Source organism: Novosphingobium aerophilum, assembly GCF_014230305.1.
GTDB lineage: Bacteria > Pseudomonadota > Alphaproteobacteria > Sphingomonadales > Sphingomonadaceae > Novosphingobium > Novosphingobium aerophilum.
Map to the genome: position 1 here is coordinate 1 of NZ_JACLAU010000007.1, position 19,286 is coordinate 19,286.

Below are 19,286 nucleotides of genomic sequence, written 5' to 3' on the forward strand. Positions count from 1 at the left end.
CGGGCCCAAGCTCCCCAGCGGTCTAGGCAACCTAGGTGACAGCGGGCTCACGAACGGAGCGGGTTGGGGCGCTAGCGCCCCAACCCGCAAACCCATCATGCACCAAATTCAAGATACAAGGTGGCAGCCGCGCCAGCGGCTGACGGAGGGGGCTGCCCACCCATCCCCGCAAAACCGTTTCCTAAATCCGTCCGATCTGACAAGGCGGACGCCATGATCCGTGCGCCCCGCCCTGCCCTTTCACCGCCCCGCAACCGGCGCCGGGGGCCGCCTTCGCCGTTTTGCTCCAGAACCGTGTCAACCGTGTCAACCACCCCGTCATGCTGACGCCCCGATGCTCACGCTAGCCACCACCACTCCGGGCGAGCCCGAGATCTTTGCCTCGCTGCAGGGCGAAGGGCCGTCGCTGGGCCGGCCGAGCGTGTTCGTGCGGCTGTCGCGCTGCAATCTGGCCTGCCACTGGTGCGACACGGCCTACACCTGGCGTTTTGCCGGCGACAATCGCCCGCACCGCGACAACCTGGCCTTCGACCGCGCGGACAACCAGGTCACCCTGGATGAGGCCGAGGTGGCGGCGCGGATCGGTGCGCTGGGGGGCAACCGGCTGGTCGTCACCGGCGGCGAGCCGCTGTTGCAGGGCGCCGCACTCGCCCGGCTGGTCGCGCTGCTGCCCGCCATGCATGTGGAGATCGAGACCAATGGCACGGTCGCGCCCCATGCCGCGCTCGATCCGCAAGTCCACCAGTACAACGTCAGCCCCAAGCTGGCGCACAGCGGCAATCCGGCCGACCTGGCCCTGCCGCCCGAACGCCTGGCGGCCTGGGCCGTCGACCCGCGCGCCTTCTTCAAGTTCGTGGTGGCCAGCCCCGACGATCTGGCCGAGGTGCGGACACTGGCGGAGCGCCATGCCTTCGCCCCGGATCGCGTGTTCATCATGCCCGAGGGCACTCACCCCTCGATCCTGACCGAGCGGCTGCGCTGGCTCGCCCCGCTGGTCCTGGCCGAGGGCTGGCGGATCACGGACAGGTTGCACATTCACCTTTACGGCGACACACGGGGAACATGACCAAGGCCCTCTCCGAACCCGCCGCGGCCGATTCCGCCCCCGCCGAACGCCCGGCTGACGGTGCCCCGGGCGGCACACGTCGCGGGGACCTGACGCAGGGCCCGATCCTGCGCACCCTGCTGCTGTTCTCGATCCCCACGCTGATCTCCAATCTGCTGCAGACGCTCAACGGATCGATCAACGCGATGTGGGTGGGCCGGCTGATCGGCGAAAGCGCGCTGGCCGCCACGGCCAATGCCAACGTCATCACCTTCCTGCTGTTCTCGGCCGTGTTCGGCTTCGGCATGGCGACGACGGTCAAGGTCGGCCAGCACTTCGGCGCGCGCAATGTCGACGCGGCGCGGCGCACCTTCGGGGCGGGCACCGGGTTCTGCACCCTGGTCTCGCTGGCCGTGGCGATCGCCGGCTGGTTCGCCTCGCCGACGCTGTTGCGGCTGATGGCGACGCCGGGGGGCAGCATGGCCGAGGCCGACGCCTATCTGCGGGTGATCTTCCTGTCATTGCCGTTCGGCACGGCCACCATGATGCTGTCGATGGGGCTGCGCGGCGCGGGCGACGCGCGCACGCCGCTGTATGCGATGATCCTGACCGTGGCGATCGACGTGGCCTTCAACCCGCTGCTGATCCGCGGCGCCGGGCCGATTCCGGCCATGGGCATCGCCGGATCGGCGCTGTCGACCGCGCTGGCCAACATTGCCGGGGTCCTTCTGCTGGTGGTGGTTCTGTACCGCAAGGACCTGCCGCTGCGGCTGCGCGGGGCCGAGCTGCGCTACCTGCGGCCGGCCTGGGACGAGCTGGGCTACATCATCGGCAAGGGCCTGCCGATGGGGGCGCAGATGCTGCTGATCGCCGCGGCGCAGCTGGTCATGGTCGGGCTGGTCAACCGCGAGGGGCTGGACACCACGGCGGCCTATGGCGCCTCGATGCAGCTGTGGAATTACCTGCAGATGCCGGCCTTCGCGATCGGATCGGCGGTCAGCGCGATGGTCGCCCAGGCGATCGGCGCGGACAACCACCGCCGCGCCGGAGCGGTCACCCTGTTCGGGGTGACCACCAACCTGGTGATGACCGGGGTGCTGGGCCTGCTGATCGTCACCTTCGACCGGCCGCTGCTGGCGATCTTCCTGGGACACGACAGCCCGGCGATCCCGATTGCGCGGCATATCCAGCTGATCTGTACCTGGTCGTTCATGCTGTCGGGCGTGATGATGGTGATGACCGGGACCATGCGCGCCTATGGCGCCGTGGTGGTGCCGCTGCTGATCCTGTTCGTCTCGTTCTATCCGGCGCGGATGGGGTTCTACTTCGGAACCTATCACTGGCTGGGCAGCGAGGCGCTGTGGTGGTCCTATCCGGCCAGCTCATCGGTCGCGCTGGTCCTGACGGTCTGGGCCTACACGCAGGGCAACTGGCGCCACAACCGGGGCAGCGCCTATCGCGCGGGCGGTCCGCCGGCGGATTGACCTGGCTAGCGGCCCTGGGCCCGCCAGCGCAGCACGGTGCGGGCGACCATGTCCTCCTCGCCGCCCGAACAGCGCCACAGCTCGGTGATCGACGGGTCGGCCGAGGCGGGGCGACGCGGTTCCTCCAGCTCGTCGAAGCAGACGCGCACCGGGATCGAGACGCCCTCGCCCGAAATGATGCACTCGCGGTTGCGCAGCGAAGGGATCGAATCGAGGAAGCCGCGCGCGCCTTCGGGCATGGCGGCCCGGACGAAGGCCTGGTCGCGATCGTTGTTGAGCCGCATGGCGATGATCGTGCCGCACTGCGACAGCACGCCTTCGGCCAGATCCGAAGGGCGCTGGGTGATCAGCCCCAGGCTGACCCCGTACTTGCGGCCTTCCTTGGCGATGCGCGACAGCACGCGGCCGACCGACGAACCGTCGGCATTGCGCTCGTTGGGAACGTAGCGGTGGGCCTCCTCGCAGACCAGCAGGACCGGGCGGGTCTCTTCATCCCGGGCCCAGATCGCGAAGTCGAAGATCAGGCGCCCCAGCACGGCGACCACGGTGGAGGTGACCTCGGACGGAACACCCGAGACGTCGACGATGGAGATCGGCTTGCCCAGCGCGGGCAGGCGGAAGATCTTGGCGATGAAGTCGGCCATCGTATCGCCGACCAGCACGCCCGAGAACATGAACTGGTAGCGCGGATCACCCTTCAGCTCGTCGAGCTTGGTCTTGATCCGCATGTAGGGCACCGAACTGGTGCTCTTGTCGAGCTTGCCCGCCTCGTTCTGGAGGATCGCGGCGAGATCGGACAGCAGGTAGGGGATCGGGCTGTCCACGGTAACCTTGCCCAGCCCTTCCGCCAGGCGGCTCTTGAGCCGGGCCTGGAGCAGGCACTTGCCCAGGATGTCGGCGTCGATCTCGCGGTCGGTCCCGTGCGAGGTGAGGAGGACCTCGCAGTGCTCCTCGAAGTTCATCAGCCAGTAGGGCAGCTGCAGGTTGGTGGTGTCGAAGATCACCCCGGTGTTGCGGAACGCGGCGGCATACTCGCCGTGGGGATCGATCATCACCACATGACCCTGCGGGGCCATCTTGCAGATGCGGTGCAGGATCAGCGCGGCCCCGGTCGACTTGCCGGTGCCGGTCGAGCCGAGCAGGGCGAAATGCTTGCCCAGTAGGGCATCGACATAGAGCCCGGCGCGGATGTCGCGGGTGGGGAAGACCGTGCCGATCTGGATCGCGAAACGGCCGTCGCTGGCATAGATCTGGCGAAGGTCGCTGGTGCTGGCCGGATAGACCAGCGCGCCGGGGATCGGATAGCGGGTGACGCCGCGCCGGAAGCCATGGATCCGGCCGGTCAGCTTCTCTTCCTCGCCCTCGCCCAGGAAATCGATGTTGGCGAGCACGCCGCTGCCCGACTTGGGGTCCTGCCGCTGGGTCCGCACGCTGGCCAGCAGCCAGCCGCGCCCGACCCGGATCTTGATCGCGCTGCCCACCTGCCCGGCCAGGGCAATCGAGGGGTCCTCGTCGTCGCTGCATTCCTGCAGGCGCTGGAGATCGAAGGCGATCAGCGAGGACGAGCCGGCGATGTCCAGCACCACTCCAATCGGATCGCTCGCGTTGTCGTGCACCGGGATCGCGCCGGGGCCGCCAGGCAGCTCCGTCACGCTCGCTGACGCGCTGCCGTCAAACCCGCCGCTGCTCATGCTGTTCATGCTTTCGCCGCCCGTCGCTGTCGCCTGTCAGAACGTTAGCGCAGAGAGGGTTAACGTCGCGCAAATGGTTGCCTCGGGAAACGGGGCGTCAGGTGCGGGTCAGCAGCCGACCGGCGATCCAGCCCATCGCCACCGAGACCGCGACGGCAAGCAGCCCGTAGATGAACGAGGAGCGCTGCGCGAACTCGGCAACGATCCGCTCGAACCCGCGCTTCTTGACCTCCACCCGGGCAATCGCCGAGGCCACCACGGAGCCGCGCGAAACGGCGAAGGTCTCGGCCGTGTAGGTGCCGGTCTGAACATTCGACGGCAGCTTGATGCGGGCCTGGTACAGCACCTGCTCGTTCACGGTGACCCCGGTGGGGTCCTCCTGGTACAGCTTCTGGTTGGTCATCAACTGGACCAGCCCGGCGGCAAAGCGGATCTGCTCCTCGGTCTGGAAGCTGCCGATCGGGGACAGTTGCAGGAACGGCAGGCCCAGCTCGTAGATCGCGGCGGTGCGGGGATCGACGATGCGGTCGAGCGGTCGGGACGAGGCCACCGCGTAGAACGACGGCGCCGAGCGGAACCGCGCGCTGGCCGCATTGACCCAGATCCCGGCATGCTTCTGCTTTTCGCGCAGGGTGATCGACTGGGTCGGTCCCTTCAGCACCACGACAATATCGTAATCCCGTCCGGCGCGGGTGCCCTGCGGATCGAGGATCGCGCCATAGAGCAACAGTTCGGTGCCGGTGAAACCCTGCCGCACCTGCACCTCGTGCTGCGACACCTCGGGCACAAGGATCGGATCGCGCGCGGCGCCGAGCAGGATCAGGCAGACCAGGGCGAAAAGGCGGCGCAGCATGGCTAGAGCGGGGTCACTGTGTAAATGGCGTCGGGCTGGTAAGTGAGCCCCAGCGCCATGCGCAGGGCCACGCTCAGCACGATGATCGCCAGCACCAGGCGCAACCGCTCGGGGCGGACCCGCAAGGCGATCCGCGCGCCGAGCTGGGCCCCGGTGACCGAACCGAGCAGCAGCAGGACGGCCAGGACGATGTCCACCGCCTTGGTCGTCAGGGCATGCATCATCGTGGTGGCCATGGTCACGAACAGGATCTGGAACAGCGAGGTGCCGACCACGACGCTGGCGCTCATGCCCAGAATGTAAAGCATCGCGGGCACCAGCACGAAGCCGCCGCCGATGCCCATCAGCATCGTCAGGACCCCGGTGGTCATCCCGAGGAGCAAGGGCGCAAGCGGGGAGATGTAGAGACCCGAGCGATAGAACCGCCAGCGCAGGGGCAGGTTGGCCACCAGGGGATGATGCCGCCGCTTCCGCGCCGGCAGGGCCTCGCCGCGGGTCTGGGCCTTGATCTCGCGCCAGGAATCGCGCGCCATGAATCCGCCGATGCCGCCCAGCAGCACGACATAGAGGACATTGATCACCGTATCGATCTGGCCCAGCGCGGTGAGCAGCCGGAACAGCACGGCCCCGATCCCGGTGCCGATCACTCCGCCCGCGACAAGCACGCCGCCCATCAGGTAGTCCACCCCGCCGCGCCGGCTGTGCGCAAAGACGCCCGATACGCTGGCCCCCGTCACCTGGCTCGCCGCCGAAGCCGCCGCGACCGTCGGCGGGACCCCGTAGAAGATCAGCAGCGGCGTGGTGAGAAATCCGCCACCGACCCCGAACATGCCCGACAGCAGCCCGGTCAGCCCGCCCAGCGCGACAATAATCAGGCCATTCACCGCAAGGTTGGCGATCGGGAGGTAGACGTTCATCTTGCGGCCGGAGCCTAGTCCCTCTCCCGCTGCCGGGAAAGCACCAATGCGGAGGTCATCGGGCATAAACCGGCACGATCCGGCCGGGTCAGAACGATGTGGCGAGGACGAAGGCCGGTCCCGAGCCGGGCGCCGCGTTTCCGGCCACGCGCTGGCGCCAGTCCGCCTGCAACCGGGCGCGGATTGCCGGCCCCAGCGGGACCGAAAGGCTCACGGTCGCTCCCACGTCCACCCTGCCGGCCCCGGTCTGTCCCGCGCTCCACGCCGCCAGCCCCAGCCGCAGGTCGGTCGCGGCGTTCGACGACACCGCGCGTTCGATCAGGACCTGCCCATCCCCATAGGTCACGGCGCCCTTCCCGCCCACCCAGCCTGCCTGGGCATAGGCGCTGGCGGCAAAGCCACCGGGCAGCCGGTGCGGCCCGGTCTGGCCGACCAGCCCCGCTGCGGGACGCACGACCACGCTCCGTCCGGTCTCGACCACCCGCACCTCACCCAGCACATCCAGACGCAATCCGTTGCGCGGTCGCCAGTCGAGCCCGAGCGCCACATCGCGCGACCGAGCGTTTAGTGCCGCGCTGCCGCGCAGATAGGCCTGCAAGCCGGGCCCAGGGGCAGAGCCAAGCCGATGGCGCAGCACGGCCCCGGCCTGGCTGCCCCCATAGGTCGGCACGGTACCGGTCGGGACCCCGGCCACGGCACGCACCAGCACCCACGCATCCCCGCCGAGACGCGAGTGCTGCCGACGCTCAGGTTCCGGCCAGTCCTCCCCGGATGGCGGACCAATCTGGATCTCAGGCACGTGAGCGGCTGCGGCCGGATCGGCCGGGGACTGATTGTCCGGCGGTCCAGGGTCGGCCCGGTCCAGAGACATGACCACATCACCGGTTCCATTGCCTGAAGCCGGACAGGGGCTCCCCCCGACGTGGCGAGCGAGGGTCATGCCCTGCGACATCCCGCTTGCCGGTCGGGCCAGGTGACCCTCCGCACCGGGTCCCGCAGCCAAGCCCGCCTGCACGGCTTCGGGCTGAAGGCCGCCCGGGACCAGTGAGCCGGGCCGGTCCCCGGGGGGCACGAAGTCGGTCAACATCCGCATGCAGACCCAGCCGCCCAGCACCACGACGAGCGTGGCAACCGGTTGCCCGCGCAAGCCGCCGCCCTGGTTCATCGGGGCGACCGGGGCGCCGCGGGATGGCTGTCATGCCGCGTCTTGTCCCATACCGTCGGAGTGCCCCGCAGCGAACCCAGGTAGGCCCGCAGGGCGCGGTGCGCAGAGGCGATCGCGATGACGTTCGACAGCGGGGCGCGAGCCAGGCTGCGGAGCCCCTCGACCAGGCCGCGTTCGTGGGTCGAGAACAGAAAACGGCAGACCAGGCGCCACACCAGACCAGCACCGCTGGCCAGCAGGAACAGGTCGGTCCAGGGTGTAGGGGCCAGCGCCGCGATCCCGGCAGGCGGACCGACAGCCGCCAGGATCAGGCCGGTAACAAGGCTGGCATAGGCCGCCAGCAGCACCAGGGCGGCCATCGGCGCACGGCGGTCCCGCAAGGCCATCCAGCGATCGACCAGTGTCCCTGACCAGCCCAGCCGATCCCAGCCCTGATAGGCGATGCCATGGGTCCAGCGCGTCTTCTGCCGCACCGCGCAGGCAAAATGGGCGGGGAAGTGCGCCCGGGTCGCAACCAGCGCCCCCCCTGCGTCGCGCACCCGCACGAAGCGGCTGCGTCCGCCCATCCGGGCTATGCGCCAGCCGATTTCGTAGTCCTCGGTCAGGCACTCGGGGGCAAAGGGTCCAGACGATCCGCCCCCATCGGTCTGGCGCTGCTGGTCCAGGCGGGCCAGCACCGACCGAGCGATGGCGCACCCCACTCCCGCCGCCGGCAGGGCCCCTCCCAACGCATCCCGCACGACCATGGTCTTGGTGTGAGCCTCGGCGAACTCGTCGATGTAATGGCCTGCGACCCAGGGGGAACCAGCGAGCGGCTCTGCCCGGACCGGCAATTGCACGAAGTCCACGCTGGCCAGCACCTGTTCGAACAGGACCAGTTCCGCCGGATGGACCATGTCCTCGGCATCGTGCAGCACCACCGCCTGCACGGACCTGCCCGCTGCGACCTCGTCCCGCTCGAGCGCCCGATAGAGGCGGTTGAGGCAATCGGCCTTGGTGCTGGGCCCAGCGACACCGATGGGCACGGCGCACAGTCGCGGGTCGCCATGACCGGCCGCCAGCACCGCCCGGGCGGTGTCCGGGTCATTCGCATAGCAGCCGACGTAGATCCTGACCTTCCGCTGCGGCCAGGCATCCAGCGCGTGCTGCACCGTCGTGCCGATAACCTGGGATTCGCACCATGCGGGAATGAACACCGCCATGGGCGCCGACAGTTCGCGCTGTTCGAACCCCCGTGGCAGACAACGGGCCTGCACCCGGCCTCGCAGCACCAGCATCAGCCACAGGAAATCGACCAGCAGATCGTCAATCAGCCCGACCAATAGCCAGAACGCTGAAAACACCGTCAGTTCGCGATAGGCGCTGACCAGCCATGGCAAAATCTGCCCCGAGTGCGGCCACGGATCGGGCAACACCCAACCTTCCAGCACCCAAACCCCCGCAGCACCGCGCGCCCCGAATGAATGTAATATATTCTATTACACTATCGAACGCTTGCCAAGCCGGGGCTTGCTGCCGCACGGTGCCCGGCATGTCCCGTTCCCGACACGCGTTCACCCGGCTGTCCACCCGCCTGATGCGCCTGGCCGGGGGGGAAGCCGGCGCCGCCCTGCTGCTGATGGGTGCAGCCGCCGCGGCGATCGGCCTGGCCAACTCGCCCTGGCATGACGGCTATCACCATGCCCTGCACGGCCCGCTGGCCTGGACCCCGATCGCCAAGCTGGCCTCGCTCGAACTGTGGATCAACGACGGGCTGATGGCCCTGTTCTTCTTTGTCGTCGGGCTCGAGATCAAGCGCGAGGTGCTCGATGGCCAGCTCGCCAGCCCGGAACGGCGGCGCCTGCCCGTGCTCGCAGCCATCGCGGGTATGGCCTTGCCCGCGCTGGTCTACCTCGCCGTCACCGGAGGCCAGCCGGCGCTGGCCCCGGGCTGGGCCATCCCGGCGGCGACCGACATCGCCTTTGCGGTCGGGGTCCTGGCCCTGGTCGGCCGCGGACTTCCCGCGTCGCTGCGGCTGTTCCTGCTGACCGTGGCGATTGTCGATGATCTGGGCGCGGTGGCGATCATCGCGCTGGCCTACACGCCGTCGATCGCACTCGGCTGGCTGGGGATTGCCGCCGCGATCCTGCTGGTCTTGGCGCTGCTCGGCCTGCGCCGTTTTCCCCATGCCTCGGTCTATGCCGTGCTGGCCGCGGGGCTTTGGTTCGCCGTGCTCCATTCGGGCGTTCACGCCACCGTGGCGGGAGTCCTCGCGGCCTTCACCATTCCGCTGGCCCCGTCCCGCGAGAATGGCGACAGCCTGCTGCTGCGGCTGGAACATGGTCTGGCTCCCTGGAATGCCTATCTGATCGTGCCGCTGTTCGGCTTTGCCAATGCCGGCGTGGCCTTGGGCGGCGGCCAGACGGAGGGCCATTCGGCGGCTCTGCCGCTGGCGGTTGCTGCCGGGCTGTTCGTGGGCAAGCAGGCGGGCATCTTCGGCGCGATCCTGCTGGCCGAGCGGACCGGGTTCGCCGAACGGCCCGCCGGGGCCACCACCCGGCAGTTGTGGGGCCTGTCCGTGCTCTGCGGGATCGGATTCACGATGAGCCTGTTCATCGCGAACCTGGCCTTTCCCGCCAACCCGGAGCTGGTCGACCAGGCCAAGCTGGGTATTGTCGGCGGGTCCATCCTGGCAGCCCTGCTGGGCTTCGTCCTCCTTCGCGCAGGCCGGGAACCCGATTGATCCGCTGCGTTCTTGCCGGACCGGGCGGACCGTGCGAGGAGCCCGGCAAGGAGGACCGCCACGATGCCCAAGTTCCTGCACGCGATGATCCGGGTGACCGATCCCGAGGCGACCATCGCGTTCTTCCGGCTGATCGGACTTGAGGAGGTGCGCCGGCACGACAGCCCCCAGGGCCGCTTCACCCTGATCTTCCTGGCAGCCCCCGGCGACGCGGGCGTGGCCGAGGTCGAGCTGACCTACAACTGGCCGCCGGAGGACGGTTCGCCAGCGGAGGTCTATGGCGGCGGCCGCAACTTCGGCCATCTGGCTTACCGGGTCGAAAACATCTACGACACCTGCGCCCGGTTGCAGGCCGCCGGCCACACGATCCACCGCCCGCCGCGGGACGGACACATGGCCTTCGTCAAGAGCCCGGACGGCATCTCGATCGAGCTGCTGCAGGACGGACACCTGCCGGCTCAGGAGCCTTGGGCCTCGATGCCCAACATCGGCACCTGGTAGACGCCGAAACGAAACCTTTCCCGCTGCGTTCGTCGCAGATTGGCACGATTGGGCCGTCGGAGGCACGGTTGGGCGATCCGGAAAGCCTGCACTCGTTTGCTGCGGGATGACGGTGTTGCCGCGCCGGGTCGTGAAGCATATGGCGGGCCGATCCGGAGACAAGGCGTTCTGTTCAACTTGCGAAACCTCCTGCGTGCGCGCGGCCGGGACAAGGCCGCCGCGCCGTCGATCCCGCCGGGGCAGCGGGTCTATGCGGTCGGCGATGTGCACGGCCGGCTGGACCTGTTCACGCCGCTGATGGCCCGGATCGAGCAGGACGACGCCGACCGCGGGCCGGCCGAGACCACCATCGTGCTGCTGGGTGACCTGATCGACCGCGGGCCCGACAGTGCCGCCGTAGTGGCCGCAGCGCGCGCGCTGGCGGCGCGGCGCAGGGTTCGGCTGCTGACCGGCAACCACGAGGAAATGCTGCTGCGCGCGATGAACGAGGCCGACGTGCTGCGCCCGTTCCTGCGCCACGGCGGTCGGGAAACCCTGCTGAGCTATCCGCTGGACCCGCACCTGCTCGACACGGCAGACGACTACGAGGTGATCCGGCTGGCGATGCGGACCGCGATTCCCGCGGACGACATTGCCTATCTGGAGCAGGGCGAGGCGATGGTCCGGATCGGTGACTACCTGTTCGTCCACGCCGGCATTCAGCCCGGCGTGGCGCTGGACGCCCAGTCCGAACACGATCTGCGCTGGATCCGTCAGCCGTTCCTGTCCCACGCGGGCGATCATGGCTGCGTGGTGGTGCATGGCCACACCATCGCCGAGGACGTGGAGGTCCGGGCCAACCGGATCGGCATCGACACGGGCGCCTTCTACACCGGGCGCTTGACCGCGCTGGCGCTGGAGGGCACGTCGCGCTGGCTGATCGAGACCCGCGTCGACCCCGATGGCGGGGTGAGCTGCCACAGCAGGAGTGTCGAATGAAAATCGCCATGGTCGGTTCGGGATACGTGGGCCTGGTTTCGGGCGCCTGCCTGGCCGACTTCGGTCACGATGTGACCTGCATCGACAAGGACCCTGCCAAGATCGAGCGCCTGCAGGCAGGAATCATGCCGATCTACGAGCCCGGCCTGGCCGAGCTGGTGGCCGGCAACGTCAAGGGCGGACGGCTGTCGTTCACCACCTCGCTGGCCGAGGGGATCGACGGGGCCCAGGCGATCTTCATCGCGGTGGGCACGCCGTCGCGGCGCGGCGATGGCCATGCCGACCTGTCCTTCGTCTATGCCGTGGCCCGCGAGGTGGCCGAACACCTCAAGGGCCCGGCCGTGATCGTCACCAAGTCGACCGTGCCGGTCGGCACCGGCGACGAGGTCGAGCGGATCCTTCATGACGCCGGGCTCCCCTTCCCCGTCTCGGTCGTCTCCAACCCCGAATTCCTGCGCGAAGGCGCCGCGATCGGGGATTTCAAGCGACCCGACCGGATCGTGGTCGGCGCCGAGGACGAGTTCGGCCGCCAGGTCATGCAGGATGTCTACCGCCCACTGTTCCTCAACCAGGCCCCGCTGCTGTTCACCAGCCGGCGCAGCTCCGAACTGATCAAGTACGCCGCCAACGCCTTCCTCGCCACCAAGATCACCTTCATCAACGAGATCGCCGACCTGTGCGAGAAGGTCGGCGGCAATGTGCAGGACGTGGCGCGCGGGATCGGCCTGGACAACCGCATCGGCAGCAAGTTCCTCCACGCCGGTCCCGGCTATGGCGGATCGTGCTTTCCCAAGGACACGCTCGCTCTGCTCAAGACCGCCGAGGACTATGACAGCCCGCTGCGGATCGTCGAGGCGGTCGCCAAGGTCAACGACAGCCGCAAGCGGGCGATGGGCCGCAAGGTGATCGAGGCGATGGGCGGCGCCGAGCTGGCCCGCGGCAAGACGGTGGCGCTGCTGGGCCTCACCTTCAAGCCCAACACCGACGACATGCGCGACGCCCCCGCCATCGCGATCGCGCAGACCCTGCAGGACGCGGGCGTGGCCGTGGTGGCCTACGACCCCGAGGGCATGGAGATGGCCGCCCCGCTGATGCCCGGGGTGCGGATGGTGGGCAATGCCTACGAGGCGGTGACCGGTGCCGATGCGGTGGCCCTCGTGACCGAATGGGATGCCTTCCGCGCGCTCGATCTCGATCGGGTCAAGGCCCTGGTGAAGGAACCGGTGCTGGTCGATCTGCGCAATGTCTATCGCCCCGACGAGGTTCGCGCCAAGGGCTTCGCCTATACCAGCATCGGCCGGGCGTAGGACAGCGCGACGTCACCGTCGTCCCGGGCCGCGCCCGGTGGCGACGGGGCTGCCGAGTTGCACCGGGGAGCCTGTAAGCCGGGTTCTGTCCGACCGACGGTATCCCTGAAGAGAGACCGTATCGGCCGGGGCAGCCATTCCTCTCGGCGACGCATTGCTGCGGCGCTCCAGCGACCAACCCGGGCGATCAGGTCCGAAACAGACCCGCTGTTGCCAGCACGCCGCCCCTATTCGGTCTTGCTCCGGGTGGGGTTTGCCTTGCCGCTTCCGTTGCCGGTCGCGCGGTGCGCTCTTGCCGCACCCTTTCACCCTTGCCGCCCGGCCGGAGCCGGGTTTGGCGGTCTGCTCTCTGTGGCACTGTCCCTGACCCCGGCCTGCGCCGGGGCCGGCGGGCGTTACCCGCCACCCTTGTTTCGTGGAGCCCGGACTTTCCTCGGCAGGGTTGCCCCTGACGCGGCTGCCCGGCTCCCCGGTGCGCGCCCGCCCTAACAGGTTCAGCGCGCATGGCCAAGGTCGCGTTCGAGCAGGAGCTCGAACAGCAGGGCCCCGCATTCGCCATCGGGCACCCCGTCGATCAGCGAGGTGCGGAACCGCCGCTGGAAGGCGCGCACCGCCGCCGGCCCGTCCGAGATGTCATAGCCGAACCGCTCGAGCGCCAGGGTGAAGGCGCCCGGATTGTCATAGAGCAGCCGCATCGAGGGCCTGGGCACCGGCAGGCAGAGGTTGTGCCGCGCCAGGATAGGCCAGGGGAACCGCTCGCCCGGGTCCTGCTTGCGCGCCGGGGCGACATCCGAATGGCCCACCACGTTGGCGCGCGGCACCCGGTGCCGCTGGCGGATATCGGCCACCAGCGGCAGCAGCGCGTCGATCTGGGCCTTGGGAAAGTCGCGATAGCCGAACTCGTGCCCGGGGTTGACCAGCTCGATCCCGACACTGGCCGAATTCACGTCGGTGATCCCGCGCCAGTAGGCCTTCCCCGCGTGCCAGGCCCGCTCGCCCTCATCGACCAGTTGGGTGACCGTGCCGTCCTCGTCGATCAGGTAATGGGCCGAAACCTCCGCGGCCGGATCGCACAGCCGCTCCAGCGCTTCGGCCGCGGTGGGCATGCCGGTGTAGTGCAGCACGATCATGTTCACCGGCAGCTTGCGTTCGTTCCGGTTGGGGGAACGGACATGCCGTTGGACAAGCCAGCTGCGGATATCCATCAGGTGTTCACCGCGTCGGCAGGACGGCGCCCATCACCAGCGCCTCTCCGGTCAGCATCGACTGCAGCGAACCGCCCATGCCATCGGCCAGTTGGCGCAGCATGGCGGCCGGAGCGGTGCGACTGGACAGTTCCGCCGGGTCCAGCGTGCCTTCAAGCGCCTTGCCGACCAGCGGATCGAAGGCCACCCGCGGCCCTGCGGCGCGGATCACGATCTCGGTCTCGCCCTCGCGCAGTTCGGCCCCGAGATCGAGCGTGCCGCCGCGCACCAGCGCCTCGATCCCGATCATCGCCAGGTTGAGCAGCATCTTGATCGCCGGCTTGGGCAGGGCATTGCCCGACAACGCCCAGCGCGCCTCGATCCGGCCGTTGTTGCCGATCAACGCGTCAATCACCGCGCGGGCCTCGTCCACCGGGACCATCTCGCCAAAGCCACCCGCCGCCCCGAAGGCCAGGCGGAAGAACTTCAGCTTGTCGGCGCTGGTCTTGGCGCTCTGTTCAAGCAGTTCGACGATCCGCCCGCGCATTGCCGGGTCCTTTTCGTCGGCAAACAGCTCCAGCCCGTTGGTCAGGGCACCGACCGGGCTCAGCATGTCGTGGCACAGCCGCGAGCAGAGCATGGCAGCGAGGTCGAGCGAATTGTTCATCTGTGGGCGATCTCGACTGAACAGGTTGACACAGTTGACAGGGTTCTGCGGTGGAACCCATGGCCCCTGCATCAGCAAAGAACCAAGGCTTCGGACCTAAGTCTTAGCCCTCATGAACGGAGTAGGGAAGCGGCGCGAATCCGTCCAGTCCATCCTCCCACAGATTGACCGCACCGCCGGCGACGATGGCCCAGATCCGGCCGTCGCCGCAGGCCATGGCCCGGTCGGTGGGCGAAGGCCCGGCCAGCCCGTTGGGGTGCGAATGCCAGTAGCCCAGCACCTGCGGCCCGCCCTGGCGCGCGGCGCGGTGCGCGGCGATCAGGGCGGCGGGATCGATCTCGAAGCGGGTCAGCGGCTCGGGCGCGACGTTGGCGGTGACCGGCGCCGTGCGGACATGCCGCCCTTCCCCCAGCAGCAGCCCGCAGGCCTCGGCCGGGGCAGCGGCGGCGGCGGCGCGGCACATGGCCGCCAGTGCCGTGGCGGACAGCGTCACTCCGCTCACGCGTTGCCGACCACCCAGCAGGCCAGCGCCATCAGCAGCCCGGCACTGCGGTTGGCGCGAAACCGGGCCAGCGCGTTGTCGCCATCGTCGGGCCGCAGCGTCGCCACCTGCCACAGCAGGTGCAGCGCCAGCGGCGCCAGGGCCAGCAGAGCCAGCGGGTCCGGCCGCAGCCCCCAGAAGGCCAGGGCCCAGCAGGCCAGGGCGGCACCATAGAACAGGGTCACTCCGCCCCGCACCCGCGCGCCCAGCGCCCGCGCGCTCGACCGGATCCCGACCAGCGCATCGTCCTCGCGGTCCTGCAGGGCATAGATCGTGTCATAGCCGATCACCCAGGCGATCGCCCCGGCATAGAGCAGGCCCAGCACCGGCAGGTAATCGTCCCGCACCTCGACCCAGCCGACCAGCGCCCCCCACGAGAAGACCAGGCCCAGCCAGGCCTGCGGCCACCAGGTGATCCGCTTCATGAAGGGATAGGCCGCGACCGGAAGGATGGCGCCGAGCGCGACGAGCTGCGCCGGCCAGCGCAATTGCAGCAGCACCACCAGCCCCACCGTGCAGAGCAGCAGCAGCCAGGCCCAGGCGGCCCTGGCGCTGACCCGCCCGCTCGCCACCGGCCGCGCCGCGGTGCGCGCCACCTGGCGATCGAGATCGGCATCGACCAGATCGTTGTAGACGCAGCCCGCCCCGCGCATCGCGATCGCACCCAGCAGCAGCCACGCGATCAGGTCCCACCGCGCCGCGCCGCCCGCAAGCAGGACGCCCCAGGCACAGGGCCAGAACAGCAGCCACCACCCGATCGGCCGATCGAACCGGGCGAGCAGCGCCAGGTCACGCGGGAACTGCGGCAACCGGGCGACCAGGCCGCGGTGCTGGCTGTCGGGGACGATCTCGGCGGTCATGGCCTTGCGCATAGCGGGGGCTGCGCCGTCTCGCTAGGTGTGGGATGGGGTCACCGAAAGCCCCCTCCGTCTGCCCTGCGGGCAGCCACCTCCCCCGTTGTGCTGCGCAAAACGGGGGAGGATCTGTCGTGAGGATTGCGATCCTCCCCTGTTTCGTCCGCAGGACGCAACGGGGGAGGTGGCAGACGCCGTAGGCGGCTGACGGAGGGGGCCATCTCGACTTCCCCCGCCATCAGCGGTTAAGCAACCCCGATGACGGCACCCCACAACCCCGCAATCCCGGCCTGGCCGCCGCGTTCCGCGCCGCGGCTGTTCGTGCCCGGGCCGCTGGACGTGGGTCAGGCGGTGGAGATCGACGGGCCTCAGGCGCATTACCTGGGGCGGGTGATGCGCATCGGCGTGGGCGATGCCGTGGTGCTGTGCGACGATGCAACCGGCGAATGGGCCTGCCGCGTGGCCGAGGCGGGCAAGCGCAGCGTGATCGTGGTGCCCGAAACGCTGACCCGCCCGCGCGAGGCCGTGCCCGATTTCTGGTTGGTCCCGGCCCTGCTCAAGAAGGACCGCTTCGATCTGGTGCTGGAAAAGGCGACCGAACTGGGCGTGCGGCGGATCGCCCCGGTCCTCACCCGGCGCTGCGTGGCGGACAAGCTCAACCCCGAACGCGCCCGGGCCATCACTGTGGAAGCCGCGGAACAATGCGCCCGCACCGCCCTGCCCGAACTGGCCCCCGTGGCGAAGCTGGAGGCGCTGCTGCGGGACTGGCCGGCGGACCGCACGCTGTTCTTCGCCGACGAGACCGGCGGCGATCCGGCCGCCGCGACCTTCGCCGCCCACCCCGGCCCGGCCGCCTTGGTGGTCGGCCCCGAAGGCGGCTTCGACGAGGCCGAACGCGCCGCGATCCGCGCCCTGCCCCAGGCCCGTGCGATCACCCTGGGCCCCCGCATCCTGCGCGGCGAGACCGCGACCCTGGCCGCCGTGGCGCTGTGGATGGGGGTGGCGGGAGACTGGGGCGGGTCGATCACCGTCATGCCAGCGAAGGCTGGCATCTCGGGCCTAGAAGCGGAATGCTGACGGCGGGTGGCGGCACGAGGTGACAGATGCCAGCCTGCGCTGGCATGACGGCTGGTGAGAGGTGAACAGCACGCTGATCTCTCCCGGACCGCCCTTCGTCATGCCAGCGCAGGCTGGCATCTCTAATGTGTAGTTGCCTGGACGATGTGCTCAAACAGGTCGTTCCAGTTCGGGTTGGTTTCCTCGATCAACCTGATCTTCCAACCACGCTGCCAAGCCTTCAGGGCCTTCTCGCGGCTGATCGCCTCCTCGATCGTCTCATGCCACTCGGCCAACACCAGTGTCTTAATGCCATAGCGACGGCAGAAGGCCGAACCGGTGCCGGTACGGTGTTGGCTCATGCGAGCCGGAAGGTGACTGGTGACACCCATGTACAGGACACCGCGCGGCTTGTTGGTCAGTATGTAGGTCCAGCCGCCCTTGCGCATGTAAATGAGCGTTTCACAATTGGGCGAAAGATGCCAGCCTGCGCTGGCATGACGACGTTGTTTTCCGGAAGGGTATCGATCCGCGCCAATACCCCCTTCGCCGCGTCATGCCAGCGCAGGCTGGCGGCTCTGGCCGAATCCCCCGCCCCGACGATTCCGCTTCCCCTTGCCCGGCGGAAACATTAACGCGCGGGGCATGAGTACGCGCCAGGCATCCGACGCCAACGACCCGCTGATCGAGAGCCGCGATCAGCTCGCCCAGCCCATGGCCAAGGGCGAAAAACCGCGCGAGGCGTGGCGCATCGGGACCGAGCATGAGAAGATCGTCTATTCCACTCGGGACTATCACGCCCCCAGCTATGACGAACCCGGCGGCATCCGCGATCTGCTGCTGGCGCTGACCGAGTTCGGCTGGACCCCGATCGAGGAAGGCGGCAAGGTTATCGCCATGGCCGGGCCGGACGGCACGGTCAGCCTGGAGCCGGCCGGCCAGCTCGAGCTGTCGGGCGCACCGCTGGAAAACCTGCACCAGACCTGCGCCGAAACCGGGCGGCACCTGCAGCAGGTCAAGACCATCGGCGACCGCTTCGGGCTGGGCTACCTCGGCCTGGGCATGTGGCCCGACAAGCGCCGCGACGAGCTGCCGATCATGCCCAAGGGGCGCTATGCGATCATGCTGCGGCACATGCCGCGCGTGGGCACCATGGGCCTCGACATGATGCTGCGCACCTGCACCATCCAGACCAACCTCGACTATTCGAGCGAGGCGGACATGGTGCAGAAGTTCCGCGTGTCGCTGGCGCTGCAGCCGCTCGCCACCGCGCTGTTCGCCAATTCGCCCTTCACCGAGGGCAAGCCCAACGGCTACCTCTCTTATCGCAGCCACATCTGGTCGGACACCGATCCGGCGCGCACCGGCATGCTGCCCTTCGTGTTCGAGGACGGCTTCGGTTACGAGCGTTACGTCGACTACATGCTCGACGTGCCGATGTACTTCGTCTTCCGCGACGGGAAATACATCGACGCTGCCGGGCAGAGCTTCCGCGATTTCATGGCGGGCAAGCTGCCCGCGCTACCGGGTGAGCTGCCCAGCCTGTCCGACTGGAACGATCACCTGTCCACCGCCTTCCCCGAGGTGCGGCTGAAGTCCTTCCTGGAAATGCGCGGCGCCGACGGGGGACCGTGGAACCGCATCTGCGCCCTGCCCGCGCTGTGGGTCGGGTTGCTGTACGATCAGGGCGCGCTCGACGCGGCGTGGGATCTGGTCAAGGACTGGGACATGGCCGGGCGCGAGACGCTGCGCTCGTCCGTCCCCAAGCTGGGGCTCGACGCTCCGCTGCCGGGCGGAGGCACGCTGCGCGACATCGCCGCCGAGGTGCTCGCCATCGCCCGTTCGGGCCTGCGCGCCCGGGCCAAGCTCAACGAGGTCGGCGACGACGAGACCGGCTATCTGGGCCCGCTCGACGACATCATCGCCAGCGGCAAGGTGCCCGCCGAGATGCTGCTGGAGCGCTACCACGGCGAATGGCACGGCGATCTGGCCAAGCTTTATGAGGCCAAGAGCTTCTGATGCTGCTGCTGATCGGCCACCTGCGCTTCCCGTCCGAAGCGCGGGCGGGCGTGCTGGCTGCGCTGGCCGAGGTCACCCATGCCACGCGGGCCGAGCCGGGCTGCCTGTTCTACGATTTCGCCGAGGACGTGCTCGAGCCCGACCTGTTCCGGGTCAGCGAGGGCTGGCACGATGCCGATGCCCTGCGCGGACACTGGGCCAGCGCGCACATGGAGCGTTTCCGCACCGCGCGCGAGGCCCTGGGCATGAGCGAGCGGGTTGTGACGCTCTACGAGACGGCAGGGCCGACGGAGATCTGAGCA

The 19,286-nt window shown here is 69.0% G+C and carries 19 protein-coding genes and 1 other RNA gene; 9 read left to right on the forward strand and 11 right to left on the reverse strand.

Translation table 11 applies throughout. The features are described 5' to 3' along the window. The first annotated feature begins 334 nt into the window (after positions 1–334). Positions 335–1,066 (forward strand): 7-carboxy-7-deazaguanine synthase QueE, encoded by a 732-nt coding sequence (locus H7F49_RS06785; protein ID WP_185682828.1) that lies wholly within the window; start codon positions 335–337, stop codon positions 1,064–1,066. Next, positions 1,063–2,529 (forward strand): MATE family efflux transporter, encoded by a 1,467-nt coding sequence (locus tag H7F49_RS06790; RefSeq protein WP_185682829.1) that lies wholly within the window; start codon positions 1,063–1,065, stop codon positions 2,527–2,529. The genes H7F49_RS06785 and H7F49_RS06790 overlap by 4 nt, the downstream gene beginning before the upstream one ends. A 5-nt stretch (positions 2,530–2,534) precedes the next feature. Here the strand turns inward: H7F49_RS06790 and H7F49_RS06795 are convergent, their stop codons facing one another. The 5 genes from H7F49_RS06795 to H7F49_RS06815 all read right to left on the reverse strand — a co-directional run bounded on the left by H7F49_RS06795 (position 2,535) and on the right by H7F49_RS06815 (position 8,534). After that, on the reverse strand, positions 2,535–4,229 hold the full coding sequence (locus H7F49_RS06795; RefSeq protein WP_407940292.1) for an ATP-binding protein: 1,695 nt from the start codon (positions 4,227–4,229) through the stop codon (positions 2,535–2,537). Between the two features lie 88 nt (positions 4,230–4,317). Next, on the reverse strand, positions 4,318–5,073 hold the full coding sequence (locus H7F49_RS06800) for a TIGR02186 family protein (RefSeq protein ID WP_185682830.1): 756 nt from the start codon (positions 5,071–5,073) through the stop codon (positions 4,318–4,320). A 2-nt stretch (positions 5,074–5,075) separates the two neighbouring features. Beyond that, positions 5,076–5,990 (reverse strand): sulfite exporter TauE/SafE family protein, encoded by a 915-nt coding sequence (locus tag H7F49_RS06805; protein WP_185682831.1) that lies wholly within the window; start codon positions 5,988–5,990, stop codon positions 5,076–5,078. Positions 5,991–6,078: 88 nt separating this feature from the next. Beyond that, positions 6,079–7,155: a hypothetical protein gene (locus H7F49_RS19330; protein WP_214647697.1), complete on the reverse strand. Its 1,077-nt coding sequence runs from the start codon at positions 7,153–7,155 to the stop codon at positions 6,079–6,081. Next, a complete protein-coding gene (locus H7F49_RS06815; RefSeq protein WP_185682833.1) occupies positions 7,152–8,534 on the reverse strand; it encodes a glycosyl transferase family protein in 1,383 nt (460 codons plus the stop codon). The genes H7F49_RS19330 and H7F49_RS06815 overlap by 4 nt, the downstream gene beginning before the upstream one ends. Before the next feature lie 152 nt (positions 8,535–8,686). Here H7F49_RS06815 and nhaA point away from each other — a divergent pair, with 152 nt between their 5' ends. From nhaA to H7F49_RS06835, 4 genes are all read left to right on the forward strand, one after another. Next, entirely contained in the window at positions 8,687–9,877 is a 1,191-nt protein-coding gene (gene nhaA, locus H7F49_RS06820) for a Na+/H+ antiporter NhaA (RefSeq protein WP_407940293.1), read from the forward strand. Between the two features lie 63 nt (positions 9,878–9,940). Continuing rightward, positions 9,941–10,378 carry a VOC family protein gene (locus H7F49_RS06825; RefSeq protein WP_185682834.1) on the forward strand — a complete coding sequence of 146 codons (438 nt, stop codon included), beginning with the start codon at positions 9,941–9,943 and terminating at the stop codon, positions 10,376–10,378. 177 nt (positions 10,379–10,555) lie between these two features. After that, the gene (locus tag H7F49_RS06830; protein ID WP_185682835.1) at positions 10,556–11,356 is read left to right on the forward strand and encodes a metallophosphoesterase; all 801 of its coding nucleotides are present in this window, start codon (positions 10,556–10,558) and stop codon (positions 11,354–11,356) included. Next, complete coding sequence (locus tag H7F49_RS06835) at positions 11,353–12,663, forward strand: UDP-glucose dehydrogenase family protein (RefSeq protein ID WP_185682836.1); 1,311 nt, start codon at positions 11,353–11,355, stop codon at positions 12,661–12,663. Before H7F49_RS06830 ends, H7F49_RS06835 begins: the two co-directional genes overlap by 4 nt. Positions 12,664–12,721: 58 nt before the next feature. Here the strand turns inward: H7F49_RS06835 and rnpB are convergent. The 5 genes from rnpB to ubiA form a co-directional block, all read right to left on the reverse strand. Next, positions 12,722–13,136, reverse strand: an RNA gene (rnpB, locus tag H7F49_RS06840) — RNase P RNA component class A. A gap of 21 nt (positions 13,137–13,157) precedes the next feature. Further along, positions 13,158–13,862, reverse strand: a complete 705-nt coding sequence (locus tag H7F49_RS06845) for an N-acetylmuramoyl-L-alanine amidase (RefSeq protein WP_185682960.1) — start codon at positions 13,860–13,862, stop codon at positions 13,158–13,160. 13 nt (positions 13,863–13,875) lie between these two features. Continuing rightward, the gene (locus H7F49_RS06850; RefSeq protein ID WP_185682837.1) at positions 13,876–14,514 is read right to left on the reverse strand and encodes a histidine phosphotransferase family protein; all 639 of its coding nucleotides are present in this window, start codon (positions 14,512–14,514) and stop codon (positions 13,876–13,878) included. 103 nt (positions 14,515–14,617) lie between these two features. Then, on the reverse strand, positions 14,618–15,016 hold the full coding sequence (locus H7F49_RS06855; protein ID WP_328806575.1) for a Mov34/MPN/PAD-1 family protein: 399 nt from the start codon (positions 15,014–15,016) through the stop codon (positions 14,618–14,620). Continuing rightward, positions 15,013–15,915, reverse strand: a complete 903-nt coding sequence (ubiA, locus tag H7F49_RS06860; RefSeq protein ID WP_185682838.1) for a 4-hydroxybenzoate octaprenyltransferase — start codon at positions 15,913–15,915, stop codon at positions 15,013–15,015. The genes H7F49_RS06855 and ubiA overlap by 4 nt, the downstream gene beginning before the upstream one ends. Positions 15,916–16,167: 252 nt before the next feature. Between ubiA and H7F49_RS06865 the strand changes: the two genes are divergently transcribed. Next, a complete protein-coding gene (locus H7F49_RS06865) occupies positions 16,168–16,986 on the forward strand; it encodes a 16S rRNA (uracil(1498)-N(3))-methyltransferase (RefSeq protein ID WP_185682839.1) in 819 nt (272 codons plus the stop codon). A gap of 122 nt (positions 16,987–17,108) precedes the next feature. On the opposite strand, the gene H7F49_RS06870 is transcribed toward H7F49_RS06865, so the two are convergent. After that, positions 17,109–17,414, reverse strand: coding sequence for a GIY-YIG nuclease family protein (locus H7F49_RS06870; protein ID WP_185682840.1), 306 nt, complete (start codon positions 17,412–17,414; stop codon positions 17,109–17,111). Positions 17,415–17,610: 196 nt separating this feature from the next. On the opposite strand from H7F49_RS06870, the gene H7F49_RS06875 reads away from it, so the two are divergent. After that, complete coding sequence (locus tag H7F49_RS06875; protein WP_185682841.1) at positions 17,611–18,984, forward strand: glutamate--cysteine ligase; 1,374 nt, start codon at positions 17,611–17,613, stop codon at positions 18,982–18,984. Next, complete coding sequence (locus H7F49_RS06880; protein ID WP_185682842.1) at positions 18,984–19,283, forward strand: putative quinol monooxygenase; 300 nt, start codon at positions 18,984–18,986, stop codon at positions 19,281–19,283. The genes H7F49_RS06875 and H7F49_RS06880 overlap by 1 nt, the downstream gene beginning before the upstream one ends. Positions 19,284–19,286: the final 3 nt, after the last annotated feature.